The sequence below is a fragment of the Vibrio superstes genome (assembly GCF_003569005.1).
Lineage (GTDB): Bacteria > Pseudomonadota > Gammaproteobacteria > Enterobacterales > Vibrionaceae > Vibrio > Vibrio superstes.
This window is the reverse complement of the sequence record NZ_BCUR01000004.1, coordinates 2,645,641-2,669,631: the sequence shown is the minus strand read 5'-3', so window position 1 is coordinate 2,669,631 and position 23,991 is coordinate 2,645,641. Positions and strand designations below refer to the sequence as shown.

Here is a 23,991-nt window from a genome sequence, read left to right as displayed (position 1 = left end):
TAGTTTATTAGCGCGCCGAATGGCGCGCTTTTTCGTTCACACGCATGTGCAACCTTCTGCGCTTTGAGTAGTCCAAAAAGAAACAGCAAATGGAGAGCAAAATGAAAATGGTCAAATTGATGTTTGGTGCGCTTTTATCGGTATGGGTTGTTAGTGCACAGGCGCAGTCGTTCGACTTCCCTCACTTAAGTACGACTGGTTATGGAGAGGTTCTTGCCGAACCAGATATGGCGGAATTTTCTGTACAGGTAGTAGCAATCAAGGACAGTGCAGAAGAAGCGAAATCAGAGGTTGATTCAGTGGTGAATAAGTTCCTTGCCAGTTTACAAAGTGCGGGACTCTCTCGAGAAGATATTCAAAGTGGCAACATCCAACTCATGCCTCAAAAGCATTATCCAAAGAACGCGAAACCTGAGCAAAAAGGTTATCGAGCCTCTAGGCAGGTGAGAGTGACGGTTGAGGAGTTAGCATCTTTACCCAAGTTACTTGATGTCGCATTGGAATCTGGCATCAATCGTATCGATCAAGTGCAGCTGAGCGTACAAGACCCTTCGAAGTATCAAGCTATTGCTCGTAGTGAAGCAATAAAAGACGCACAAGCAAAAGCAAAATCAGTGGCTGAAGGCTTTGAAAAGGCCTTAGATGGTGTGTGGCAGGTTAATTACCAATCCCCACAAGTTAGGCCTATGCTCTCTAGAAGCATGGCTATGGACGCGTCAGAGCGCTCAAATAGCTATCAAGATGCTACCATAGTGATCAAAGATAGAGTGCAGGTAGTTTATAAGCTGAAGTAGCAAAGATAGTAGAAAGCCCCTGTAACGAGATTCGTTACAGGGGCTTTTGTATTTTTATACTTTATACCAATCGTACTAATACCAATCGTAGTAAATAACTGGTCATTCTAGCTAGTTAAAAGGCTTGATAACTTCGTTAGAATTTTTGATTGTAGAATAACTACTTATCGAAAAATTTTGCCTTGTCCTCGAGAATTTTTCCTGCGCTATTTCTGATCACTTATTTAGTGTGATTGGTATTACAACAGCCTAGTGAAGTAGGCGGGCACGGATAGTACCGTCGATCTCTTTAAGTTTCGCCAATGCTTCTTCTGAACGCTCAGCTTCAACATCGATAACCACATAACCAAGATCACCGTTCGTTTGTAGATATTGACCTGCGATGTTAATGCCAGCGCTCGCAAAGATGGTGTTGATTTGTGTTAGAACACCAGGACGGTTTTCATGGATGTGAAGTAAGCGAGAAGCACTTTGATGTTGTGGTAAAGATACCTCAGGGAAGTTCACGCTTGAAAGGGTTGAACCGTTGTCTGAGTATTTTGCTAGCTTTCCAGCAACCTCTACACCGATATTTTCTTGAGCTTCTTGAGTTGAACCGCCCACATGCGGAGTCAGGATTACGTTATCAAACTGCATTAGTGGAGATTCAAATGGGTCAGCGTTGGTCTTTGGTTCTACAGGGAACACGTCTACAGCTGCGCCGCCAAGGTGGCCTGAATCAAGTGAAGCACACAGTGCAGGGATATCGACAACTGTGCCACGTGCCGCATTGATAAAGATAGCGCCAGGCTTCATTAGAGCGAACTCATTAGCGCTCATCATATCTTTGGTTCCTGGGGTTTCAGGAACGTGTAGGCTGATAACATCACATTTGTTGAGTAGCTCAGCCATCGTTTGCACTTGGGTCGCGTTACCTAGAGAAAGCTTATTCTCAATGTCATAGAAGTAGACTCGCATACCAAGGTTTTCAGCAATAATACCTAGCTGGGTGCCGATATGACCGTAGCCAATGATACCCAAACGCTTTCCACGAGCTTCGTAAGAGTTATCGGCGCTTTTCTTCCAGATACCACGGTGGGCGAGGGCGTTCTTTTCTGGAATGCCACGCATGAGTAATAAGATTTGTCCCAGCACTAATTCGGCAACACTACGGGTGTTTGAGAATGGTGCGTTGAATACCGGCACGCCTTTAGCTGCCGCTGCGTTGAGGTCAACTTGGTTTGTACCGATACAGAAACAACCGATAGCAACCAGTTTGTTGGCTGCAGCCAATACGCGCTCATTTAGGTTGGTGCGAGAGCGAATCCCGACAAAATGCACATCCTTTATCGCTTCTATTAGCTCTTCTTCCGAGATTGAGCCTTTGTGGTATTCAATGTTGGAGTAACCTGCCGCCTCTAATACTTCAACTGACGAAGGGTGCAGACCTTCAAGAAGCAAGATCTTTATCTTATCTTTGTGTAAAGAGACTCTGGTCATAATGGTTATTCCTTAACATTTGGGTAAATTAATTTCGAAAAGCAAACGTTTTCTAAAAGTGAACTCTCTCTAAATTATCAAAAAAAGAACAACTTGGGTAAGAAAATTACAATAAAAAAAAAGCAGACACTCTTTTGAGCCTCTGCTTTTTTATTTGAATAGCAAAATCAAGGGGTTAGATATGCTTTAATAGCTAAAAACTATATCTTATTCTTCAATTTTCGCGCCTTCTGGCGTACCTGTAATAACCACATCCGCACCGCGATGAGCAAATAGGCCAACGGTAACTACACCAGGTAGAGCGTTAACCTGATCTTCAAGTTGTTTAGGGTTAGTGATCTTCATGTTGTACACATCAAGGATCACGTTGCCGTTGTCGGTGATACAGTCTTCACGATAGACAGGGTCTCCGCCTAGTTTAACTAGCTCGCGCGCCACATAAGAGCGTGCCATAGGGATAACTTCAACAGGAAGTGGGAACTCACCCAGTACATCAACCGCTTTGGTACCATCAACGATACACACGAATTTCTCTGAGATAGCGGCAACAATCTTTTCGCGAGTCAGTGCTGCGCCGCCACCCTTTATCATTTCTTTGTCCGCATTGATTTCATCAGCGCCATCAACATAGACACTTAAAGAGGCAACTTCATTGCAATCAAACACTTTAATGCCCAGTTGCTCAAGTTTCTCTGTTGATGCAACAGAGCTTGATACTGCCCCTTTAATTTTATCGCTCATGGTGCCCAAGGCGTCGATAAAGTGGTTTACGGTAGAGCCCGTACCTACACCGACGATTGTGTCAGGTTCAACGTAATTAAGCGCTGCCCAACCAGCTTCTTTTTTCATTTCATCTTGGGTCATTCTGATTCTCCAGATAAGAGGTAAAGGGGGTCGTCGCGATTATATACTCATTGATAGAATATTTGAATCGACAAGGGGGGATTACCAACTCCAGGTTTTACTTGGAGTAATGATTTTGTCCAATGGCACATCCCAGTCCTTGCTTGGCAACTTCTGGAGCTGTTGGCAGTCGTGAGCGATACCTATGGGCTTTGGAGTGGGGCTATTAATAAAGGGTGTTAAGGTGCGATCATAATATCCACCGCCCATTCCTAGTCTGTGCCCGCGAGTATCAAAGGCCACTAACGGCGTAAAGATGATATCCAAATCGGCTACCGGTACGATTTCCGTTACCGATAATTTAGGCTCAAGAATGCCATATTTGTTGGGAATGAGTTCGGTATTTGCTGTGAAGCGAAGAAACAGTAACTGCCCTTTAGAAAACGGATGAAGCACAGGGATACAAGTGTTGATGTTGTTATTCCAGCACCATTGTATGGCAAGGCTTGGATCTATTTCGCCATCATTTGCGAGATACAGGGCTACATTTTTGGTACTTGTCAGTTCAGGAAGTTGGCGAAACTGAGTCACCAATTGAGAGGCTGCTGAATGTTGCTCTGATTCAGTAAGTGCCACACGGAGTGTGCGAATGTGTTTGCGAATGTCACTACGAGTGATGAGTGATTGCATGAGGGACCCCAGAGTGCCGTTGCGGATTTTGGCCCTTGAACCAGCTGGTTCAAGGCGGATCAGCAATGTTGACCGTAGGCTTCTCGATACGAGTCGAGCTTGCTCAATAGCCATCAAGTACTAACCCTTAAGGATTGCTTATCGGCTCAGGGACATAAATCCAGCTGACGCACACCCCAGGGTAATTTTAATTCTGCCATCCACTTGGCTATGTATTGTTACTCTTTCGTTAGAGCTTTGTCTAGCTTGCCATCGAGTAGTTCTAAGCGTTGCTCGATATCATGCTGAATTTCAGACGAAATTTCTTTTTCTAGCAATTCGTAGCAAACGTTAAGCGCTGCGATAGTTAGAAGTTTTTCGGTATTGGCGACTTTTGTCTTCTCAGCCATATCCTTGATTCGTTGATCAAGATTTTGCGCTGCTTGTCGTAAAGCACCCTCTTTGCCCGTTGGACAATTAACGCGAGTAATCTTACCTAAAATTTCGACTTCAACTGCTTGATTGCTCATGCTCGACAACTCGTTACCGCTCCAAAAAAGCCTTGTGCGTCCAGTGCACCTTTAGGCAAGAAACTATAGAAAAACCCCCACTAAGATTCAAGCTTTTCCGCTCATGTACGAGAGATAGGGTGCTCAACTAGCTAGAAACAGAGCAATTTGCTCAATTGCTCGACATTCTTAGTATAACCTACATGTGACTGATACGAAAAATGAGAGAGCTGAGTCTAATTTTGCGTCTGTATCGAGTCTTAACCAAATGATAAGATAGCCAGATTACTCCCGTTTAGGACACCCTCTTATGAGCCAAACCTCTTTACCTAATTACCTATCCGTTGCTGATGAACTTAAAACAGCCGGTATTGCCGTGACCCCAGCTGAAATGCATGGCCTACTTATTGGTATGTTAAGTGGTGGATTAGCGAAAGACAGTGATGCATGGCAAGCGCTGTTGTTTGACTATACCAATGACGGTATGGGCTGGCCGATGGCATGTTTGGCTCTTGCTGAGCAGACCTTAAAGGTCGCTCGAGAGGAGTTGACTGATGACAACTTTGAATTAAGCATTTTATTACCGGTAGACAGCGACATTGCTGTGTATTCAGGGGCATTGAGTGAATGGGTGAGCCACTTTGTATCAGGGTTAGGCTTGATAGATGCACAGGTAAATAAAGCCAGTGAGCAAACCAAAGAGGCACTTCAAGACCTTTTAGAGATTGCAAAGTTAGAAGTTGATCCTGAAGATGATCTAGAGGAACAAGCGGTTCTGCTGGAGCAGGTGCTAGAGCATGTTAAAATTTGTGCATTAACGGTTCATTCTGAGCTCGGCACAAAGCCAGCAAAGCCTGAATCGAAAACCGTTCATTAATCGCGCGATACAATAAGGAAGTTTGCTTTGCAGTACGATGTGGTTGTTATTGGTGGTGCGATGAGCGGGGCAACGTTAGCCCTGGCATTGAGTCGCATGGCAAATAAAAAAGTAGCTGTAGTAGAGGCGATTGCCGATTCTTCAAAGCACCCTGGGTTTGACTCCAGAGCCATTGCTCTTTCACTAGGCAGTGTCGAACTATTGCGCCGTTATGGGCTTTGGGAGGCTATCCAACCTAAGGCTACTGCAATTAAATCTATTGATGTATCGGACCGTGGTCATTTTGCACAAACAGGGTTTGATGCAGAGCAGTTGGGCAAAGAGTTACTCGGTTCTGTGGTCGAACTCGCTGATGTGGGCGCAGTCTATCGAGAAAAACTACAGCTTGATCCCAATGTTGATCTCTTTTGTCCTGATGCAATCGAGCAACTTATTCAGCATCAAGAGGGTGTTGAAGCGGTTCTTCGTTCAGGAACAACGCTGAGTGCAAAGCTTGTCGTAGCGGCAGATGGTGCAAACTCCAAAGTGGCCGAGCTTATCAATGTGTCCAAATCTGTGGATGATTTCGAGCAGCATGCGTTGATTGCAAATATTGAACTTGAACAACCGCACCACAATCGAGCCTACGAACGCTTTACTTCTCATGGCCCTGTTGCGTTATTGCCAATGACACACAACCGTATGTCATTGGTATGGTGCATGACAGAGTCTATGTTGCAGCACGCTTTATCTTGGAATGAAGAGCAATTTTTATCTGAACTACAACAAGAGTTTGGCTGGCGCCTAGGTCGATTCAAGAAAGTGGGAAGCCTTGCCAGTTATCCTTTAATGTTACACAAAAGAGATCGCCTGACTCATCACCGAGTGGCCTTTATTGGCAATGCCGCTCAGACGCTTCACCCCATAGCGGGGCAGGGGTTTAACCTTGGTATTCGCGATGTAGCAACACTGGTTGATGTCGCCACTAACTACACTGATTGTGGTGAGTATGCTTGCTTGGCAGAGTTTAAGTGTCTTCGTGAACAAGATCGCGAGGCGACCTGCACAATGACCTCTTCTCTGGTCAGAATATTTTCAAATGAATGGCTGCCTATGGTAGTTGCTCGGAACCTAGGGCTCGCTATTTTTGATATAGCCCCCTCCATGCAAGGCCCGGTTAAAAATCGTAGCCTAGGACTGGTGTAGAACACAGAATGATGAAAAATGTAGATTTGGTGATTGTTGGTGGCGGCATGGTTGGATTGACGCTTGCCCTAGCCTTAAAAGAAACCGATATTCGAATTGCGATTATTGAAAGCAACGAGCCCAACGAGATTACCCCGCTAGCCACTTCTCGCGTATCAGCATTGAGCCGTGCCAGTGAAAAAATCCTAGCAAGACTGGGCGCTTGGGAAGGTATTGCTCATCATCGCTGCACCGCCTATTCAGCCATGCAAGTGTGGGAAAAAGATACCTTTGCTAAGATTGATTTCTCGGCCAAAGAGCTGCATGAAAACAACCTTGGGTATATTGTAGAGAATCAGATTATCCAGCACTTCCTTTTTGAACAAGTGAAGCAATTGCCAAACGTCACTCTCTTGCAACCGAATAAGTGTACCAATTTGGCGGTAGGAGAAAGAGAGGCGTGGTTAACCCTTGATAATGGCCAGAACTTGACGGCCAAACTTGTGGTTGCCGCTGATGGAGCGAACTCATGGGTGCGCCAACAGCAAGACTTCCCGTTGACTGAGTGGGATTATGACCACACTGCCATCGTGACCAATGTGACAATGGAAGAGCCCCACAATGGTATAGCGAGACAGGTCTTTACCGAAACTGGCCCACTAGCCTTCTTACCTCTTCATGAACCGAACCTGTGCTCTATCGTTTGGTCACAAACTACCGATAAAGCTCAGCAGTTAATGGCACTGTCAGAGAAAGACTTCTGCAAGCAATTAGCGGTCGATTTTGATATGCGTTTGGGTCAGGTCAAGCATCTAACTACAAGACAAGCTATTCCTTTAAAGATGCGCTATGCACGAGACTTCGCTAAGAACAGAGTGGCTCTGATTGGTGATGCAGCACATACGATTCACCCATTGGCAGGACAGGGTGTCAATCTTGGCCTTCTTGATGCGGCAACCTTGGCCCAAGAAATCGAACAGTACTGGAACACAGGTAAAGATATTGGTGATTACGCCAATTTGCGTCATTTTGAGCGTTGGAGAAAAACTGAAGCGGTGAAGATGATCTCTAGTATGCAGGGCTTTAAAGAGTTGTTTAACGGAGGCGATCCGTTGAAGAAATTATTGCGTGGCGTAGGGATGAACCTTGCTGGGACATTGCCGGGCGTAAAGAATGAAGTAATGAAGCATGCTCTAGGGTTGAAGGGAGACCTCCCAAGGCTAGCCAAATAACAAAACCTGAAATAAAAAAGGAGGCAAGAGCCTCCTTTATTTTTAGCCAACTAAATGTAGCAAGCTCGCAGTCTTTTCACTTCGACGTTCACTTCTTTTACTGTTTTGAAGTGACGCTCTTCAGCGTGATGAGGAAGGATTAACTTCCCGTTATCAAACTCAAACTTACCGACGCCGTAAATATAAATTCTTCCCTTGAATAGTCTACTTACGTGTTTTGCAATCATGCTAGGAACATAACGCTTAAACAGTCTCATTTCTGAACCCTTTCTAATTTTTATTTATTCTCTGCCTCCATGGCGAGAACGATTATAGGTTATTTGTTTCTACGAAATTGTGATGCAACTGGATTAATAAACAGAACGCTCATCTAATCTGATGTTTTAAACTGATTTTGCGATTTAGCTCAGATTTAAATTGCGCTCATGTAGTTTTCTATAGGTTTAAGTACTGACTTTGTCACCTATAAAATGCATTTACCTTCATATAGACCGTGAATTTGCTGAAAAAGTTCTAACCAATAGGATCATAGATGTAACTAAGTGTTAATGTACTGGGAGGGGCGCAGGTTTATGGGGTGTTGGTTGCTTTTGTAATGTGTGAAAACTGAGGCTTACAAAATTTAAGAACGTCCTCTGTGTGAAGCATGATCCCAGCCATATCACTACCACTGCTAATAGTGACTTCTGCGAGCTGCAGGATAGAGTGATCGAAGATAGTCGTAATTGATTCAGGGAGCATTAGTGGAGTTAAAGTGCCTGGCTTAAAACCAGTGATATGAGCTACCTCCTCTGTATTGACACAGGTTGTGCGCCGGCAGTTGAAGTGTGCGCGAACCTTTTTAGGGTCGACTTGCTGATCTCCAGGTATGCAGGCCAAGAAAAGTTTACCGCCCATATCTCTCAGCAATACCGTTTTTAGCATGATGTGTGAGGAGATTCCTCGCTGTTTGGCTGCATCATCAATGGAGATAGCAGGAGTAGAGTGAGGCATCATAGTGAACCTCACTCCATTTCTTTGTAAAAACTGGGTGACTGCAGTTTCTAGCATTTACTGTTCGATATCGTATGGCAATTCCACCAAAGACCAAGTGTTAGTCGTGTCACCAACGAGTCTAAATTGAGTATCAAACTCAATATCCTTGTTAAGAACAATCAAAGCCAAAGCCTCACCTTGTTGGTTGCGATATTGTGCGATCGCTTCACCCGCACCACGCCAGTTTTCACCCACCTGACGCTCAAAGGTGAAGGCAGCTTTATCGCTTGCAGAGCCTTGCAGTAAGCGCATGACTTTTTTGTTTGTCCCGCGATACTTTGCCCTAGCAACGGTTTCTTGACCTGTATAGCAACCTTTTTCAAAGCTAATTCCTTCGAGAGCTTGCAAGTTCAATGTCTGAGGAATATGGGTGTTTTGCTGAGATTGAATCACTCGAGGGATGCCATTAAGCACGTCAACATAGTCCCACGCATCAGCGCTGATTTCTTCGGCATTTTGCAACTGTGGCTTTAGATTATCGAGTTCACCTTCATCAATTAGCAATAGCCAGCGCTGCGAATCAATTTTTATCGCGCTGCCAGAAGCGACAGAACGCACATCTCCTTGCCCGTCAGTAATAGCATCGATAAAGCTGTCGGCTTGTTCGCCGAGTACACCAATACTGATTTGCGAAGACAGCTCAAGGTCTACCTTTGAAAAAACCGAGTACTTTTTAATTTCTTGTAAGGCGGTTTCAATACCCGATTTGTGCTGCCATAAAGCGTAGCCTTGATTGTGATGAAACAGTCGAAATAGGCTCCACATTTTCCCTTTAGCATCGCAGTGAGCGCCTAGAGTAGAATGCTCAGCGTCCAATTGGACGACATCGCAGGTTACCTGACCCTGAAGATAAGATTTGCTGTCCGCACCGGTTACGGCGATAGCTTGCCAGTCAGAGAGTGAAGTCCATGCGAGTGAAGGCAAGTTTAAAGAAACAGAAGATGTTGCACTCATAGTGATTCCTTGAGCTAAGTCGTTGGGTATATGGTAATCACTATTGATGTGTATGTCTAAGGATGCAATTTCAACCCTAAGGCCGATAAATCATCAGATGTAAGCTGTAAGCTGTGATTAAGCTAATAGTTACGGTTTAGCGGGACTGGTACACTCGGGCAAAAGGAATGATTTATTTTTGAGGTAACGCATGTACACACCAGAGCAAAAAGCACGTATTAAATGGGCGTGTCGACGCGGTATGTTGGAGTTGGACGTTGTTATTATGCCCTTCTTTGAAGAATGCTTTGACGGGCTGACCGACCAAGAAAAGAAAGATTTTGTAGCGCTATTAGAGTGTGATGATCCCGATCTATTCACTTGGGTGATGGGTCATGGTCGCAGTGAAAACTTAGCGTTAGCTTCGATGATCGATAAAGTCGTTGCGCATAACCTGAGTAAGGTACGCTCTTAAGCTCGCAGAACGACCGGCATTTATAGAAAAGGCGCTCATTCAATGAGCGCCTTTTTACTCTATAACAAGAGTGTTTTGATTAGTTTGGGTAGCTTTTATCTGAACGGTTAGGCACCAAGATAGTCGGTTTCGCTTCTTCTAGCATCTCTGGATAGTCCAAGGTGTAGTGCAGTCCTCGACTCTCTTTTCGCTCCATCGCACAGCGAACCATCAAATCAGCAACTTGCAACAGGTTACGCAACTCAAGTAGGTTGTTTGAGACGCGGAAGTTACTGTAGTAGTCGTTGACTTCTTGTTGCAAAAGCTGAATACGTCGCAGGGCGCGCTCAAGCCTCTTGTCGGTGCGAACTATTCCCATGTAATCCCACATGAACAGTCTTAGCTCATGCCAGTTGTGTTGAAGGATAACCTCTTCATCAGAGTTACAAACCTGGCTCTCATCCCAACATGGCAAGTTATCGGGCATTTCAGCTTGGTCCAGCTGCTTAAGAATGCTCTTCGCTGCTGACCATGCATACACAACACACTCAAGTAAAGAGTTCGACGCCATGCGGTTTGCGCCGTGCAATCCGGTATAGCTTACCTCACCAATCGCATACAGCTGCTTAACGTCTGTCTGGCCTTCTGGGGTCACCATTACGCCGCCACAGGTGTAGTGTGCTGCAGGGACAATCGGGATGGGTTCCTTGGTCATATCGAGTCCAAGGTCTTGCAAGCGCATGTGTATTGTTGGGAAGTGCTTGGTGATGAAATCAGCGGATTTATGGCTGATATCGAGGTACATGCAATCTGCACCTAAGCGTTTCATTTCAAAGTCGATAGCGCGAGCAACGATATCGCGTGGTGCCAACTCCTCGCGAGAATCAAAATCGGGCATAAAGCGCGTGCCGTCGGGTCTTAGAAGGTACGCCCCTTCACCGCGAAGTGCTTCGGTCAATAAGAAATTTCGAGCTTCTGGGTGGAATAAACACGTTGGATGGAACTGATTGAATTCAAGGTTGGAAACACGGCATCCTGCGCGCCATGCCATGGCAATACCATCGCCAGATGACACATCTGGGTTGCTGGTGTACTGATACACTTTTGAAGCGCCACCTGTTGCCAGTACAACAAACTTAGCGGCGATCGTCTCTACATGCTCTGAATCGCGATTCCACACATATGCGCCCACAACTTTTTGTGCATCACCACCAATCTTATCTTCAGTGATTAAATCGACGGCGTTATGTCGCTCTAGCACAGTAATGTTTGGGTGATTAAGGACATTCTCTTGAAGAGAGGTTTGCATGGCCATACCCGTGGCATCTGCCGCATGCAAAATACGTCTATGACTGTGCCCACCTTCACGAGTTAAATGATAGCGAGGCTTATCATCGTCATCATCGGATTCTTCTTGATCAAATGGAACACCGCCATCGATGAGCCATTGAACACATTTTTTTGCGTTTTCTGCAATAAACTGAACTTTGTCTTTTTCACAAAGGCCAGCGCCAGCAATTAAAGTGTCATCAACGTGAGACTCTATAGTGTCCGCTTCATCGAATACGGCAGCGATGCCGCCTTGTGCGTAGAAGGTAGCGCCTTCACGGCTTAGACTTTTACTTAAAACGATAACCTTGGATTTTTTGGCAACACGAAGAGCCAAAGATAGCCCAGCTGCACCGCTACCTATAACCAGTACATCACATTGATGCTGAGAGATTGAATTCATTGAGACGTTGTTTCCTTTGTTGTCTGTTAGCCTATACGCTAACTATTAACCCCTAGCCGAACACTCGCTTAATTTTATAGTTTTTGACGTGTTCTTAACCCACCCGGGTACTAGGGTGCTACTATTCGACTACTACTTGTCGCGCAAAGCATTGCGCTGCATCAACAGTTCTAACCTTAGACTGAAGTTCGCTTCTAATTGGCTATCAAGCGCCTAGTACATCACATTTTTGACTAAGTTTTAAAAAAACCTTAATCAAAATGAACTTTTGTACTTTGATTGAGTCACAATAGTGCTCAAGTAATTGGTGCTGTCAATAATATATTATGCACTGAAAAAACTCATATCTGAGAAGATGAGAGCTGAACATAGGAGTAAAAGCTCGAATGAACGAGCAGTTGACCGATCAAGTACTGATTGAGCGCATTCAAAATGGAGATAAGCAAGCCTTTAATCTTCTGGTAGTTAAATATCAGAATAAAGTGTGTAACTTGATTTCTCGATACGTGAATAATCAAAGTGATGTAGCCGATGTGGCGCAGGAGACCTTTATTAAGGCGTATCGTGCTATCCCTAACTTTAGGGGTGAAAGTGCATTTTATACTTGGCTATATCGCATTGCGGTGAACACGGCTAAAAATCATCTTGTCGCGCTAGGGCGTAGGCCGCCTGCTACTGACGTAGACGCTGAGGACGCCGAATATTTGGAAACTGGGAATGCGCTAAAAGAAATATCGAACCCAGAAAACTTAACGTTGTCGAATGAATTGAAGGAGGTAGTTTTCAATGCTATTGAAGCACTACCTGAAGACCTGAAAACCGCTATGACGTTGCGAGAACTTGATGGATTAAGTTATGAAGAGATCGCAGCTGTTATGGATTGCCCAGTGGGCACAGTTCGTTCGCGAATATTTAGAGCTCGAGAAGCGGTAGAGAAAAAAATGCAACCGCTTCTTCAGCGTTAGAAGATAATCACAATGGTGAAAGTAATGTCTAACAAAGAGAAAATCTCAGCTTTGATGGATGGCGAGTCGGTAGACTTGAGCCTGATCTCTGAGGTGGAAAATGAGAAGGATGCTCAACAGACGTGGCAGAACTACCATCTGATTGGTGATGTGATGCGAGGGGACGCTCCAGATAACCCTAACTGGGATATCGCCAGCCGAGTAGCCCTTGCCCTTGAAGATGAGCCAGCTCACTCAAGCAAGGTTCAGCCAATGCTCGAAGAGCAACCAGCGCCGACCAAGGCTAAAAAAGGCCTCCCTCAATGGCTAACCCAATTTGGTCAAGTAGCCGTTGCTGCTTGTGTATCCTTTGCGGTCATTCTAGGGGTTCAACAGTACGGTGGTAGTGTTGATGGACAGCCTTCACAGGTAGCGGAAACCCTTCCTGTTCTGCAGACTATCCCTATGGCGGGTAGTGTTGAGCCAGTAAGCTTAACTCGTGATTCTGTGCGCGCAAAAACTGATGCGAACAAGGTTTCGCCTCAGGATGAGCAAATTGCAGAGCAACGTCGTCGTATTAACACTGTGTTGCAAGACTATGAGTTGCAGCTTCGCCTTAACCACAGCGAAACGAGCTCTGACGTAGAAACGGAAATCAAATGAAGAAATTTCTGGCCAGCGCTTGTGTGCTGCTCAGCTTAACAGCCTCTCCTTTAGCCTTAGCAGAAGATAATCCTGCTGAGGCTCTTCTCCACAAGATGAGCGACGCGAGCGATACTCTCAATTATGAGATGTCGTATGTGTTGATTCGAAAGAGCAGTATTGAGCCTTTGGTGTATCGCCAAGCCAATGATAACGACACGCGATTTGCTCAACTCATGTATTTGAGTGGTCCTGTGCGAGAAGTGATTCGTAGAGGCGACCAAGTCAGTTATATCGAACCAGGTATCGACCCTTTCACGATTGCGTCGGATAAAATGGTCGCGCCACTAATGCCTATGCTCAGTGTCGATACCGAGCGTCTAAAAGCCTACTACGACTTTGTTAAGGTTGGTCGCGCTCGTGAAGCAGGTGCCCCGACTCAAGTTGTGCGTGTTGTGCCTAAAGACGGACAACGATACTCGTATATAGTGTGGATTGATGAGCAAACAGCGCTGCCCCTTCGAGCGGATTTGATTGACAGAGATGGAGAAATCCTAGAACAGTATCGAACGGTTTCTTACTCTGTGACCGACCATCTTATCCCAATCATGAAGGGCCTAGAGCAAGCTTCACTGCCTGATGTGGTGACATTGCCAGACAGTAGTGTTGATGAAATCTCTTGGAGTGCCGATTGGATGCCTAGAGGATTTGAAAGCAAGAAGATGCAAAGCCATCCCTTGTTTGGTTCGGACCGAATGGTAGAGAGCCAGATCTACTCAGATGGTTTGTTCCAGTTCTCTATCTATGTTGCCCCTGAAGATGATTTATCGTTGAAGCGTCAGCTTGTCAGACAGGGTAGGCGTACTCTGCAAAGTGCAGTGGTCAATCAGCATGAAATTATTGTAGTGGGAGATATTCCTCCTAGTACCGCGCAACGTATATTACAATCAGTGACTTTTCATTAGGTAACTGATCATGATGAACGCACTGGCTCAAGTGACAAGGGTGACGGAGATAGCGTCACCTAATTCACCAGCTAAACTTTTTAAAGTCGACTTATCCTGTGAGCAGCAGACCAGTTGCAACAGCTGCGCCTCTAAATCCAGTTGTGCCACAGGTCAAGTCACCAAAGCCATTGGCAATAAACAACACGCTTGGTCGCTAACAACACCTGTACAGGTCTCAGAAGGCGACATCGTGGAGATTGGCCTCCCAGAAAAAGCCTTGCTGTCTGCTGCAGCCTTAGTCTATCTCGTTCCTCTATTGTTTTTGTTCCTTGGCGCTGTGATTGGCGCAGAGATTTCTGAGGCCATGTTCAATGGCCAAGAATGGGTAAGTATTATCTTTGGAGCCGGTTTTGCCTTGATGAGCGGCATGGCTGTGAAAGCCAAACTCCGACAATCTAATCATGATGCAGAACAACAAGTAACTCTGATTCGTACCCTAGGCCAACAATTAGAAGTAAAATGAAGATAGCGGCAAGCGCTGAAATTGGGTAGAATCTGCCAACCTGAGCAAAATGATGATGAAAAAACCATCATTTTCCCTTTCAATTTTGTATGAGTCTAACCGCACCTTACTATGAAGAACATTCGTAACTTTTCGATTATTGCCCACATTGACCATGGTAAATCCACCTTATCAGATCGCCTGATTCAAGTTTGTGGAGGCCTTAGTGATCGCGAAATGGAAGCGCAAGTTCTTGATTCTATGGATCTTGAAAGAGAGCGTGGCATCACGATCAAATCTCAGAGTGTGACTCTAGACTACAAAGCAAATGATGGGGAAACCTATCAGCTGAACTTCATCGATACTCCAGGGCACGTGGATTTTTCCTATGAAGTATCTCGCTCTCTAGCGGCCTGTGAAGGTGCTTTGCTGGTGGTTGATGCAGGTCAAGGCGTTGAAGCGCAGACGCTAGCTAACTGTTATACCGCAATCGAAATGGATCTAGAGGTTGTGCCAATCTTGAATAAGATTGACCTTCCAGCCGCTGATCCTGAGCGTGTTTCAGAAGAAATCGAAGAGATCGTTGGTATTGATGCGATGGAAGCAACTCGCTGTTCTGCTAAGACAGGCGTCGGTGTTGATGAAGTTCTTGAGACCATCGTTAGCTCCATTCCTGCGCCAGAAGGTGACCCTGAAGGACCTTTGCAAGCGCTGATCATTGATTCATGGTTTGATAATTATCTTGGCGTTGTATCTCTAGTGCGTGTAAAACACGGTAAGCTTAAGAAGAACGACAAGATAAAAGTAATGAGTACAGGCCAAGTTTGGGGTATTGACCGCATCGGTATCTTTACGCCAAAACAGCTTGATACAACAGAACTGAATACCGGTGAGGTAGGTTGGGTTGTTTGTGGTATTAAAGACATCCTAGGTGCGCCAGTAGGCGATACCCTAACTCACGCTAAAGGCGGCTGTGAAAAAGCACTGCCAGGCTTCCAAAAAGTGAAACCGCAGGTTTACGCGGGTTTATTCCCTGTATCCTCTGATGATTACGAAAACTTCCGTGACGCTCTGGGTAAATTGAGCCTAAACGACGCATCATTGTTCTATGAGCCAGAGAGTTCTGCAGCACTAGGCTTTGGCTTCCGTTGTGGTTTCTTGGGTATGCTTCACATGGAAGTTATCCAAGAACGTCTAGAGCGTGAATACGACCTAGACCTCATTACTACAGCACCAACGGTAGTATACGAAGTGGTTAAGACCAATGGTGATTTACTGTACGTTGATAGTCCAGCGAAGTTACCAGCGGTAAATGATCTTGAAGAGATTCGTGAGCCTATTGCTCGCTGTAATATCCTAGTACCATCAGACTACCTAGGTAATGTTATTACCCTTTGTGTTGAGAAGCGTGGTATTCAGGTTGATATGGTTTATCACGGAAACCAAGTTGCTCTTACCTACGACCTGCCAATGGCAGAAGTGGTACTAGACTTCTTTGACCGCCTAAAATCGACATCACGTGGCTACGCGTCTCTAGACTACAATTTCCATCGCTACGCAGAATCAAACATGGTGCGTGTAGACGTATTGCTTAATGGCGATACAGTTGATGCATTGGCTATTATCACTCATAAAGATAACTCGCAAACACGCGGTCGTCAGTTGGTTGAGAAAATGAAAGAATTCATTCCTCGCCAGATGTTTGATATTGCTATTCAGGCAGCAATTGGCAACCACATTATCGCTCGTTCAACCGTTAAGCAGTTGCGTAAAAATGTAATCGCTAAATGTTACGGTGGTGATGTGAGCCGTAAGAAAAAGCTTTTGAAGAAGCAGAAAGAAGGTAAGAAGCGTATGAAGCAAATCGGTAACGTTGAGCTTCCGCAAGAGGCCTTCCTAGCGATTCTTCATGTAGGCAAAGATTAACCATTAATAACGGTTGATTATGAATTACAAAGTGAAAGGGTTAATGACCCTTTCACTTTCGTTGTTTTAGAAACAGTTAAATTTAAGGGATTTCAATGGCTAATACGTTTTCACTAATCCTAGTCTGTGTGACTTTGGTTACTGGTATTGTCTACGCTCTAGAAAAGCTCGTTTGGGCAAAGAAAAGAGCTGCCAAGGTGGCAGAGGTTGAGGCTCAAACAACGGGCTTGGACGATAAAACCAAGGCTAAGATAACTCATCAGCCATGGTGGATTGAGAACAGTGTTTCTATTTTCCCTGTGATCGCCTTTGTGTTGGTATTGCGTTCGTTTATCTACGAACCCTTTCAGATCCCATCGGGCTCTATGATGCCAACCTTGCTGATTGGTGACTTTATCGTTGTTGAGAAATTCTCTTACGGCTTGAAAGACCCTGTATGGCGCAACCAGTTAGTTGAAACGGGTAAGCCAGAGCGTGGTGACGTAGCGGTATTTAAATTCCCACCTCAACCAAACATTGACTACATTAAGCGAGTAATCGGCTTGCCGGGTGATACGGTTCGCTATACTCAAGATAAGAAACTTTGTATTAAGCCAAGTGGTGAGAAGCAATGCACACCAGTGCCTCTGACCAACTATACGGAAAGTGAGTTTATACAAAATAACATCCCATTGATTCGTCTAGACGAAACCATGGGTGAGCATCAGCACCAAGTTTTGGTGAATCCACTGCGTCAGGATAACGTAGCTGCGTATCAGCCTAGAGCTGGTGTTCGTGAATGGATTGTGCCACAAGGGCATTATTTCATGATGGGTGACAACCGTGATAACAGCGCAGATAGCCGTTATTGGGGCTTTGTTCCTGAAGCCAACCTCGTTGGTAAAGCAGTTGGAATATGGGTGAGCTTTGAGTTTGATCGTAGTGACGACAGCTTCCTGCCATCTTGGATTCCAACCGGTATCCGTTTAAACCGCATTGGCGGCATAGAGTAATCAGAGAGTATGACTTCTCAATTAGCTAGACTAGAAAAGAGCATTGGATACAAATTCAATGACTTAGATAAACTGAACTTGGCGCTGACCCACCGCAGCGCCAATGGCAAACATAATGAGCGACTAGAGTTTCTGGGCGATTCAATTTTAAGTTTTGTCATCACAGATGATTTGTACCACCGTTTTCCAAAGGTAAACGAGGGCGACATGAGTCGAATGCGTGCCACACTGGTAAGAGGTAAAACTCTGGCTGAATTAGCGCGTGAATTTGAACTCGGAGACTACTTAAAATTAGGTCCAGGTGAGTTGAAGAGTGGCGGATTCCGTCGCGATTCTATCCTTGCAGATGCGGTAGAAGCCATTATCGGCGCTATATACCTAGACAGCGGTACAGAGCCAGTGCGAGCGATTGTTCTTAGCTGGTACATGAGTCGCCTTGAGGCGATTGAACCTGGTGTATCGCAAAAAGACCCTAAGACACGTCTTCAGGAGTTCTTACAAGGTCGTCGTAAACCGTTACCGACTTACGATGTAACTAAGATTAAGGGTGAGGCTCACAACCAAGAGTTTACCGTTGATTGCATAGTATCAGGTGTAGAAAGACCTTTTACGGGTAAAGGCACCAGTCGTCGCAAAGCTGAACAAGCTGCGGCTGAACTTGCGTTGGAGAAATTAACTAATGTCTAATCACGATCAGCCAGAAGATCAAGGTATCGACCTTGATGCGTACTTTGCTTCGCACAACCAAGAAAAAGCAACCTCTGTTGAGAACCAACACTGTGGCTTTATCGCTATTGTGGGTCGACCTAACGTAGGTAAATCAACGCTTCTTAACCATATCCTTGGTCAGAAGATCTCGATTACCTCGCGTAAACCTCAGACAACTCGTCACCGTATTATGGGTGTAGACACTGACGGTGATTTTCAGGCTATCTTTGTAGATACCCCAGGGCTTCACATCGAAGAAAAACGCGCAATCAACCGTTTGATGAACCGCGCTGCGAACAGCTCTTTGAGTGATGTAAACTTGGTGTTTTTCTTGGTTGATGGTACGCACTGGACTGCTGACGATGAGATGGTGCTAAACAAGCTAAGAGCAGCAAACTTCCCTGTCGTATTGTGTGTGAATAAGGTTGATAAAGTACAAGACCGAAACCTTGTAATGCAGCACATGCAAGAGATGACACAGAAGATGGACTTCGTTGACGTTGTGCCTATCTCTGCAAAGCTAGGCAAGAATACTGATGTATTGCGTAAACACGTTCGTGACTTCTTACCAAAAGCGACACACCATTTCCCTGAAGAGTACGTAACAGACCGCTCTCAGCGCTTTATGGCTTCAGAGATCGTGCGTGAGAAATTAATGCGTTTCACTGGCGACGAGCTACCATACTCAGTCACTGTGGAAATTGAGCGTTTTGATTACAACCCTGACAATGATGGTTTCCACATTAACGCTCTGATTCTCGTTGAGCGCAGTGGCCAGAAGAAAATGGTCATAGGTAAGGGTGGTGACAAGATAAAAACCATCGGACGAGAAGCTCGTTTAGATATGGAAGAGTTATTTGGTCGCAAGGTTTATCTAGAGACTTGGGTTAAGGTCAAATCTGGTTGGGCTGACGATGAGCGAGCACTTCGTTCATTGGGCTACATGGATGACCTATAAAGATTAAACTCAAAACTCCACCTTAGACGTGGAGTTTTTTATGGCATCAATACTATGTCGGTAATTGAAGGCTTCCAACGTTGCTTTGTACTGCATCGTCGCCCTTATACAGAATCTAGCTTGATCTTAGATGTCTTTTCTGAGGAATTTGGTCGTGTGACCATCCTCAGTAAGGGCGGCAGAAGCAAGCGCTCACCACTAAAAGGGGCCCTGCAACCCTTTACGCCTTTACTACTCAAGTGGTCGGGGGGCGGCTCTATGAAAACCCTGCGCCAAGCCGAACCCATTAGTCTTGGTTTACCTCTGAGTGGCGTAACTCTTTATTCAGCCATGTACATCAATGAAATATTGGTGAGAGTGATTGCACAAGAGGTGCCCTATCCAGAGCTGTTTATCGATTACCTACATGCATTAACCGAGCTTGCTCAAGCTGATAACCCAGAACCTGCATTGCGCCGCTTTGAACTCGCTTTGCTGAATGCACTCGGATACGGCGTTGATTTTATGCATTGCTCGGGCACAGGGGAGCCTATAGACCCTAAGATGACCTACCGTTATCGAGAGCAACAAGGCTTCATTGCCTCGGTGCGAAAAGACAACCTAACCTTTATGGGGGAAGAGTTGATAGCCTTGAGCGAAAGGCGTTTTACCTCTAAATCTCAGTTGAGCGCGGCAAAGCGCTTTACACGTATAGCCTTAAAGCCTTATCTTGGCGGAAAACCAATAAAAAGTCGGGAGTTATTTATGCCCCGAACACGGAGTATCGGAAAATGAATCCAATCTTACTTGGGGTCAACATTGACCACATTGCGACCCTACGAAATGCGCGCGGAACTAAGTATCCAGATCCAGTTCACGCAGCCGAAATTGCAGAACGTGCCGGTGCCGATGGCATCACAATCCACTTGCGCGAAGATCGTCGTCATATCCTCGACAGAGACGTTCGTATCCTAGCTGAGACGATTCAGACTCGCATGAACCTTGAGATGGCTGTTACCGACGAGATGGTAGATATCGCACTTAAGACTCAGCCAGAGTTCGTATGTTTGGTTCCTGAAAAACGCGAAGAGCTTACTACGGAAGGTGGTCTAGACGTCGTAGGTCAGTTCGACAAGATCAAAGCTGCTACAGAAAAACTGGCAGCAGCAGGCATCAAGGTATCATTGTTTATTGACCCAAATTCGAAGCAAATCGATGCATCGAAGGCTGCGGGCGCCCCTTTCATTGAGCTTCACACCGGTCACTATGCAGAAGCACAGACTGAAGAAGAGCAACACAAAGAGCTTAAGGTTATTGCCGAAGCTGCAACCTATGCATCAGGCTTAGGCATCACGGTAAATGCGGGGCATGGCTTGACGTATCACAACGTTGGCCCTGTTGCGGCACTGCCTGAGATCTATGAGCTGAATATCGGCCACTCGATTATGGGGCGTGCAGTATTTGATGGCTTGAACAAAGCGGTCGCTGACATGAAAGCGATCATGGATCAGGCTCGTAAGTAATGGCCATTGTTGGTTTAGGGACTGACATTGCAGAGATTGAGCGCGTAGAAAAGGCGCTCAATCGTACGGGTGTTAGTTTTGCTGAGCGCATTTTAACTGAGGTTGAGATGGAGCGGTTTCATCAGCTCACCTCAAAGGCTAAGTTCCTAGCCAAACGCTTTGCTGCCAAAGAAGCCGCCTCTAAGGCTTTAGGTACCGGCATAGCAAAAGGTGTGTCGTTCCAAGATTTCACCATTAGTAATGACGCCTTGGGCAAGCCGGTGCTACTGCTGTCGGGCAGGGCTCAAGAAGTTTCTCAGCAGCTTGGCGTTGCGCATATTCATCTGTCAATATCCGATGAAAGGCACTACGCCGTAGCTACGGTTATTCTCGAGTGCTAACCTTGTAGGTACAAGCGAGCCGTCGTTTGTACCTTCTCCATTTCATCTTGAAGCTCTAACAGCTCAGGCTCAATATCTTCTATCGTCTCTCCAGAGCGCAACATCTGTTCGAGCAATGCACAGGCCTTCTTAAGCTTAGGAACACCACAGTAGCTACTGCTACCATGCAGTTTATGGATATGGTGGATAAGGTCTTCTCGTGAGCCTAATTGCTCATCAATTGCTTGCTCCACGATCTCATTAACTTCTGGAATGTAATCCACGAGCATCTGCAGCATCTCTTTGGCTAAGTCTTCCTTGTTGGCGGATTGAGCTAAGGCTGCTCGCCAGTCAATGATGACGTCACTGCTCGGTGTAGAAACGACTTCTGGTGCAGAGACTGCCACTGTCTCATCAATTGGGTTTCCACCCCAATGATTAAGTACCTTGAGCAGAACTCGCTCCTCAATAGGTTTGGTCAGGTAATCATCCATCCCCGCTTGCAGCAATCTATCGCGCTCGCCACTCATCGCATGGGCAGTCACTGCAATGATAGGAGTATCTCTATTGGTCGTTGTTTGCTTGATAGCTTGGCAAGCCGCAACACCATCCAACCCTGGCATCTGAATATCCATTAAGATCAAATCAAAGTGAGTGCGAGTGGCCTCGTCGACGGCGCTCTGACCATTGGAGCAGGTGACGACTGACTCTACGTGCTCATCAAGCAAGGCGCTGATGAGCTTGAGATTTGCTGGGTTGTCGTCAACCGCCATTACTTTAAGTGGTAGTTTCTCAAGCAATAGAGGCTCGGGTTTTGCGTAGATAGGCACACTGCTATCTTGGCCGCGTAGCATCGCCTGCATGATCTTAGTGCGAGTTAGTGGCTTGATGATACAGGTTACAGAATGCTGAGCCATCAAGGTTTCAGATAGGGCTAGCTGATTACTTGGCAGACCAATAATAACGTTCGGGCAAACTGCTTTAGCTTGATAGATGAACTCGACCAGTTCTGCCTCTCCCATGATCTCATTCACTGGAACGTTATAGATAATATAATCATGAGGAGTAATGGACTCAGGAATCGCCGAGCGATATTGAGTAACAATATTTTCTTGAGTTAACAGTTGTTGTAATACATTGGCCGCTTGCAGGTTTTGCTCAATTAGCAGCACTTCTTTGCCACGAATATCTGAAAGATCGATCTGTTCAAGTGGCAAGTCGGTGGTATTGAGGCGAATAGTGAACCAGAAGGTTGAGCCTTGGTGCAGACGACTGGTTAGGCTGATTTCACCGCCCATTTGGCGCACCAGTTTCTGGGTAATGACAAGGCCAAGACCTGTACCACCGTAACGTCTTGAAATACTGGCATCCGCTTGGCTAAATGCTTGGAACAGTTGAGCTTGCTGGCGCTCAGAGATACCGATACCACTATCTTTCACCATAAACTGGATCTCAACTTGATCTTCCTTTTGCGTACGAAGTTCAATGCTGACGTCAATGTTGCCACGTTCGGTAAACTTAACTGCGTTACCCACTAAGTTGGTCAGTACTTGCTGAATGCGTAATGAATCACCTACAACCCCAGCAGGGATCTTAGGGTCGATCTTCAGGGTTAACTCTAGTCCTTTTTCGTGCGCGCTTGGGGCTTGCAGATTGACAACTTCTTCCAGTGATTCTTGGAAATCAAATGGGATATTTTCTAGAAGCAGCTTACCCGCCTCAAGTTTAGAGAAGTCTAAGATGTCATTGATAATGCTAAGCAAATTGTTAGCTGAACGCTCGATAGTTAACAGGTAATCCGTTTGGCTGTGTGACAAATTGGTCTTGAGCATTTGACGAGTAAAGCCGATCACGCCATTGAGCGGTGTTCTTAATTCGTGTGACATATTGGCTAAGAACTCAGACTTCACGCGCGCGGCTTCTTGAGCGCGTTTCTTAGCAATATCCAGCTCAACGTTTTGGATCTCCAGCTGCTCTAAGGTTTCACGAAGATCGGAAGTCGCTTGGTCAATACTGTGCTGCATCTCTATATGGTACTCAGAGAGCGACATTGCCATCGCATTGATACCGTTCTTCAGTGAATTAAGCTCACCATGCATTTTGCCTTCAATACGAACGTCTAATTGCCCGCGTCGAATACGGTCCACACTGTTTTTCAAATGGGTAATTGGCGCAGTAATATCCTGCATCAATCGGTAGGCGAAAAAGGCGGATAACCCCACTCCTAGGAACATCACAACCAGCGCTACGACGATCTCTTGATACTGTTGAAGCCTCAAGCTAGAAAGATCCAGCTCTATGGCGATGTAGCCCAACACTTGATTACTTTCTTTTGAGTCTGCTTGAGGCGCGACAAACTGAGCCTCAGCGATGACTGGTGTTCTAATAATCAGCTTGGTATCAATTAACTGAACAGTGCTGTGTAGCGGAATTGGCTCTGACTGGGGGAACATCAGGCTTTGGAAGTTAGGATGAAAGTTTGAGGTAACAAATAATTCGTGATTGGCATCGAATACTGCGATACTTCGAACCACATCTGAGCGCTTACGATGGCTGTAGCTAATCAGTCTTCTCACCGCTTCACGATTTTGCTGTAACATAGCGAATTCACTGGCAATCGCGAGTGGCTCGACAATGTTGGTACCGGCGGTGATCAATTGCGCTTCAAGGTCGTTATAGCGATTTGAAGTAAAGAACACGCTCAGCAACATCCCAACAATGAGTGTTGGGGCGAGAGTCAATGTTATTACGCGTGCGCGAAGTCCGTATCTTGTCATGTTTTATTAATGT

General features: G+C 45.6%; 25 protein-coding genes and 1 other RNA gene. 16 read left to right on the top strand and 10 right to left on the bottom strand.

The features are described 5' to 3' along the window. The first annotated feature begins 101 nt into the window (after positions 1-101). Positions 102-794 (top strand): oxidative stress defense protein, encoded by a 693-nt coding sequence (locus tag D5I41_RS20105; RefSeq protein WP_119011554.1) that lies wholly within the window; start codon positions 102-104, stop codon positions 792-794. A gap of 249 nt (positions 795-1,043) precedes the next feature. On the opposite strand, the gene serA is transcribed toward D5I41_RS20105, so the two are convergent. The 5 genes from serA to zapA all read right to left on the bottom strand — a co-directional run bounded on the left by serA (position 1,044) and on the right by zapA (position 4,315). Continuing rightward, positions 1,044-2,273, bottom strand: coding sequence for a phosphoglycerate dehydrogenase (gene serA / locus D5I41_RS20100; RefSeq protein WP_119011330.1), 1,230 nt, complete (start codon positions 2,271-2,273; stop codon positions 1,044-1,046). 207 nt (positions 2,274-2,480) lie between these two features. After that, entirely contained in the window at positions 2,481-3,137 is a 657-nt protein-coding gene (rpiA, locus tag D5I41_RS20095) for a ribose-5-phosphate isomerase RpiA (protein ID WP_119011329.1), read from the bottom strand. 81 nt (positions 3,138-3,218) lie between these two features. After that, positions 3,219-3,806, bottom strand: coding sequence for a 5-formyltetrahydrofolate cyclo-ligase (locus tag D5I41_RS20090; RefSeq protein WP_119011328.1), 588 nt, complete (start codon positions 3,804-3,806; stop codon positions 3,219-3,221). A 1-nt stretch (position 3,807) separates the two neighbouring features. Further along, a non-coding RNA gene (ssrS, locus tag D5I41_RS20085) (6S RNA) lies at positions 3,808-3,992 on the bottom strand. A 32-nt stretch (positions 3,993-4,024) separates the two neighbouring features. Then, on the bottom strand, positions 4,025-4,315 hold the full coding sequence (zapA, locus tag D5I41_RS20080) for a cell division protein ZapA (RefSeq protein ID WP_017027163.1): 291 nt from the start codon (positions 4,313-4,315) through the stop codon (positions 4,025-4,027). 289 nt (positions 4,316-4,604) lie between these two features. Between zapA and D5I41_RS20075 the strand changes: the two genes are divergently transcribed. From D5I41_RS20075 to D5I41_RS20065, 3 genes are read left to right on the top strand one after another with little or no spacing between them, the layout of a single operon-like run. Then, positions 4,605-5,171 (top strand): YecA/YgfB family protein, encoded by a 567-nt coding sequence (locus D5I41_RS20075; RefSeq protein ID WP_119011327.1) that lies wholly within the window; start codon positions 4,605-4,607, stop codon positions 5,169-5,171. A 27-nt stretch (positions 5,172-5,198) separates the two neighbouring features. Further along, on the top strand, positions 5,199-6,356 hold the full coding sequence (ubiH, locus tag D5I41_RS20070) for a 2-octaprenyl-6-methoxyphenyl hydroxylase (protein WP_119011326.1): 1,158 nt from the start codon (positions 5,199-5,201) through the stop codon (positions 6,354-6,356). An 8-nt stretch (positions 6,357-6,364) separates the two neighbouring features. Next, complete coding sequence (locus D5I41_RS20065) at positions 6,365-7,567, top strand: FAD-dependent 2-octaprenylphenol hydroxylase (protein WP_119011325.1); 1,203 nt, start codon at positions 6,365-6,367, stop codon at positions 7,565-7,567. A 50-nt stretch (positions 7,568-7,617) separates the two neighbouring features. Here the strand turns inward: D5I41_RS20065 and D5I41_RS20060 are convergent, their stop codons facing one another. From D5I41_RS20060 to ygfZ, 3 genes are all read right to left on the bottom strand, one after another. Then, the gene (locus D5I41_RS20060) at positions 7,618-7,824 is read right to left on the bottom strand and encodes a DUF1107 domain-containing protein (RefSeq protein ID WP_017027167.1); all 207 of its coding nucleotides are present in this window, start codon (positions 7,822-7,824) and stop codon (positions 7,618-7,620) included. Positions 7,825-8,137: 313 nt separating this feature from the next. After that, on the bottom strand, positions 8,138-8,617 hold the full coding sequence (locus D5I41_RS20055) for an aminoacyl-tRNA deacylase (RefSeq protein ID WP_119011324.1): 480 nt from the start codon (positions 8,615-8,617) through the stop codon (positions 8,138-8,140). Then, positions 8,618-9,556 (bottom strand): tRNA-modifying protein YgfZ, encoded by a 939-nt coding sequence (gene ygfZ / locus D5I41_RS20050; protein ID WP_119011323.1) that lies wholly within the window; start codon positions 9,554-9,556, stop codon positions 8,618-8,620. Positions 9,557-9,746: 190 nt separating this feature from the next. Here ygfZ and D5I41_RS20045 point away from each other — a divergent pair, with 190 nt between their 5' ends. Next, on the top strand, positions 9,747-10,010 hold the full coding sequence (locus tag D5I41_RS20045) for an FAD assembly factor SdhE (protein ID WP_017027170.1): 264 nt from the start codon (positions 9,747-9,749) through the stop codon (positions 10,008-10,010). Positions 10,011-10,089: 79 nt separating this feature from the next. Here D5I41_RS20045 and nadB read toward each other — a convergent pair whose 3' ends face one another. After that, positions 10,090-11,721, bottom strand: a complete 1,632-nt coding sequence (gene nadB / locus D5I41_RS20040; protein ID WP_119011322.1) for an L-aspartate oxidase — start codon at positions 11,719-11,721, stop codon at positions 10,090-10,092. 386 nt (positions 11,722-12,107) lie between these two features. Here nadB and rpoE point away from each other — a divergent pair, with 386 nt between their 5' ends. The 11 genes from rpoE to acpS all read left to right on the top strand — a co-directional run bounded on the left by rpoE (position 12,108) and on the right by acpS (position 21,222). Then, positions 12,108-12,686: an RNA polymerase sigma factor RpoE gene (gene rpoE / locus D5I41_RS20035; protein WP_017027173.1), complete on the top strand. Its 579-nt coding sequence runs from the start codon at positions 12,108-12,110 to the stop codon at positions 12,684-12,686. A gap of 24 nt (positions 12,687-12,710) precedes the next feature. After that, complete coding sequence (locus D5I41_RS20030; protein WP_119011321.1) at positions 12,711-13,328, top strand: RseA family anti-sigma factor; 618 nt, start codon at positions 12,711-12,713, stop codon at positions 13,326-13,328. Then, positions 13,325-14,272, top strand: coding sequence for a sigma-E factor regulatory protein RseB (rseB, locus tag D5I41_RS20025; protein ID WP_119011320.1), 948 nt, complete (start codon positions 13,325-13,327; stop codon positions 14,270-14,272). The genes D5I41_RS20030 and rseB overlap by 4 nt, the downstream gene beginning before the upstream one ends. Before the next feature lie 10 nt (positions 14,273-14,282). Next, positions 14,283-14,777, top strand: coding sequence for a SoxR reducing system RseC family protein (locus D5I41_RS20020; RefSeq protein WP_119011319.1), 495 nt, complete (start codon positions 14,283-14,285; stop codon positions 14,775-14,777). Between the two features lie 111 nt (positions 14,778-14,888). Next, complete coding sequence (gene lepA / locus D5I41_RS20015; protein ID WP_119011318.1) at positions 14,889-16,682, top strand: translation elongation factor 4; 1,794 nt, start codon at positions 14,889-14,891, stop codon at positions 16,680-16,682. A 95-nt stretch (positions 16,683-16,777) separates the two neighbouring features. Next, entirely contained in the window at positions 16,778-17,674 is an 897-nt protein-coding gene (gene lepB, locus D5I41_RS20010; protein WP_119011317.1) for a signal peptidase I, read from the top strand. A gap of 9 nt (positions 17,675-17,683) precedes the next feature. Then, on the top strand, positions 17,684-18,361 hold the full coding sequence (gene rnc / locus D5I41_RS20005) for a ribonuclease III (protein WP_119011316.1): 678 nt from the start codon (positions 17,684-17,686) through the stop codon (positions 18,359-18,361). After that, complete coding sequence (gene era, locus D5I41_RS20000) at positions 18,354-19,340, top strand: GTPase Era (protein ID WP_119011315.1); 987 nt, start codon at positions 18,354-18,356, stop codon at positions 19,338-19,340. The genes rnc and era overlap by 8 nt, the downstream gene beginning before the upstream one ends. Before the next feature lie 54 nt (positions 19,341-19,394). Then, a complete protein-coding gene (recO, locus tag D5I41_RS19995) occupies positions 19,395-20,114 on the top strand; it encodes a DNA repair protein RecO (protein ID WP_017242927.1) in 720 nt (239 codons plus the stop codon). Then, a complete protein-coding gene (gene pdxJ / locus D5I41_RS19990; protein WP_119011314.1) occupies positions 20,111-20,842 on the top strand; it encodes a pyridoxine 5'-phosphate synthase in 732 nt (243 codons plus the stop codon). Before recO ends, pdxJ begins: the two co-directional genes overlap by 4 nt. Further along, positions 20,842-21,222 carry a holo-ACP synthase gene (gene acpS / locus D5I41_RS19985; RefSeq protein ID WP_119011313.1) on the top strand — a complete coding sequence of 127 codons (381 nt, stop codon included), beginning with the start codon at positions 20,842-20,844 and terminating at the stop codon, positions 21,220-21,222. Before pdxJ ends, acpS begins: the two co-directional genes overlap by 1 nt. Here acpS and barA read toward each other — a convergent pair. Beyond that, positions 21,219-23,978, bottom strand: coding sequence for a two-component sensor histidine kinase BarA (gene barA, locus D5I41_RS19980; RefSeq protein WP_119011312.1), 2,760 nt, complete (start codon positions 23,976-23,978; stop codon positions 21,219-21,221). The two genes, acpS and barA, sit on opposite strands and share 4 nt — an antisense overlap. Positions 23,979-23,991: the final 13 nt, after the last annotated feature.

What these genes read in the sequence shown, in the direction of transcription:
- D5I41_RS20105 (WP_119011554.1), top strand. Translation starts at nt 102, where the DNA reads ATGAAAATGGTCAAATTGATGTTTGGTGCGCTTTTATCGGTATGGGTT.
- serA (WP_119011330.1), bottom strand. Translation starts at nt 2,273, where the DNA reads ATGACCAGAGTCTCTTTACACAAAGATAAGATAAAGATCTTGCTTCTT.
- rpiA (WP_119011329.1), bottom strand. Translation starts at nt 3,137, where the DNA reads ATGACCCAAGATGAAATGAAAAAAGAAGCTGGTTGGGCAGCGCTTAAT.
- D5I41_RS20090 (WP_119011328.1), bottom strand. Translation starts at nt 3,806, where the DNA reads ATGCAATCACTCATCACTCGTAGTGACATTCGCAAACACATTCGCACA.
- zapA (WP_017027163.1), bottom strand. Translation starts at nt 4,315, where the DNA reads ATGAGCAATCAAGCAGTTGAAGTCGAAATTTTAGGTAAGATTACTCGC.
- D5I41_RS20075 (WP_119011327.1), top strand. Translation starts at nt 4,605, where the DNA reads ATGAGCCAAACCTCTTTACCTAATTACCTATCCGTTGCTGATGAACTT.
- D5I41_RS20065 (WP_119011325.1), top strand. Translation starts at nt 6,365, where the DNA reads ATGATGAAAAATGTAGATTTGGTGATTGTTGGTGGCGGCATGGTTGGA.
- D5I41_RS20060 (WP_017027167.1), bottom strand. Translation starts at nt 7,824, where the DNA reads ATGAGACTGTTTAAGCGTTATGTTCCTAGCATGATTGCAAAACACGTA.
- D5I41_RS20055 (WP_119011324.1), bottom strand. Translation starts at nt 8,617, where the DNA reads ATGCTAGAAACTGCAGTCACCCAGTTTTTACAAAGAAATGGAGTGAGG.
- ygfZ (WP_119011323.1), bottom strand. Translation starts at nt 9,556, where the DNA reads ATGAGTGCAACATCTTCTGTTTCTTTAAACTTGCCTTCACTCGCATGG.
- D5I41_RS20045 (WP_017027170.1), top strand. Translation starts at nt 9,747, where the DNA reads ATGTACACACCAGAGCAAAAAGCACGTATTAAATGGGCGTGTCGACGC.
- nadB (WP_119011322.1), bottom strand. Translation starts at nt 11,721, where the DNA reads ATGAATTCAATCTCTCAGCATCAATGTGATGTACTGGTTATAGGTAGC.
- rpoE (WP_017027173.1), top strand. Translation starts at nt 12,108, where the DNA reads ATGAACGAGCAGTTGACCGATCAAGTACTGATTGAGCGCATTCAAAAT.
- D5I41_RS20030 (WP_119011321.1), top strand. Translation starts at nt 12,711, where the DNA reads ATGTCTAACAAAGAGAAAATCTCAGCTTTGATGGATGGCGAGTCGGTA.
- rseB (WP_119011320.1), top strand. Translation starts at nt 13,325, where the DNA reads ATGAAGAAATTTCTGGCCAGCGCTTGTGTGCTGCTCAGCTTAACAGCC.
- D5I41_RS20020 (WP_119011319.1), top strand. Translation starts at nt 14,283, where the DNA reads ATGATGAACGCACTGGCTCAAGTGACAAGGGTGACGGAGATAGCGTCA.
- lepA (WP_119011318.1), top strand. Translation starts at nt 14,889, where the DNA reads ATGAAGAACATTCGTAACTTTTCGATTATTGCCCACATTGACCATGGT.
- lepB (WP_119011317.1), top strand. Translation starts at nt 16,778, where the DNA reads ATGGCTAATACGTTTTCACTAATCCTAGTCTGTGTGACTTTGGTTACT.
- rnc (WP_119011316.1), top strand. Translation starts at nt 17,684, where the DNA reads ATGACTTCTCAATTAGCTAGACTAGAAAAGAGCATTGGATACAAATTC.
- era (WP_119011315.1), top strand. Translation starts at nt 18,354, where the DNA reads ATGTCTAATCACGATCAGCCAGAAGATCAAGGTATCGACCTTGATGCG.
- recO (WP_017242927.1), top strand. Translation starts at nt 19,395, where the DNA reads ATGTCGGTAATTGAAGGCTTCCAACGTTGCTTTGTACTGCATCGTCGC.
- pdxJ (WP_119011314.1), top strand. Translation starts at nt 20,111, where the DNA reads ATGAATCCAATCTTACTTGGGGTCAACATTGACCACATTGCGACCCTA.
- acpS (WP_119011313.1), top strand. Translation starts at nt 20,842, where the DNA reads ATGGCCATTGTTGGTTTAGGGACTGACATTGCAGAGATTGAGCGCGTA.
- barA (WP_119011312.1), bottom strand. Translation starts at nt 23,978, where the DNA reads ATGACAAGATACGGACTTCGCGCACGCGTAATAACATTGACTCTCGCC.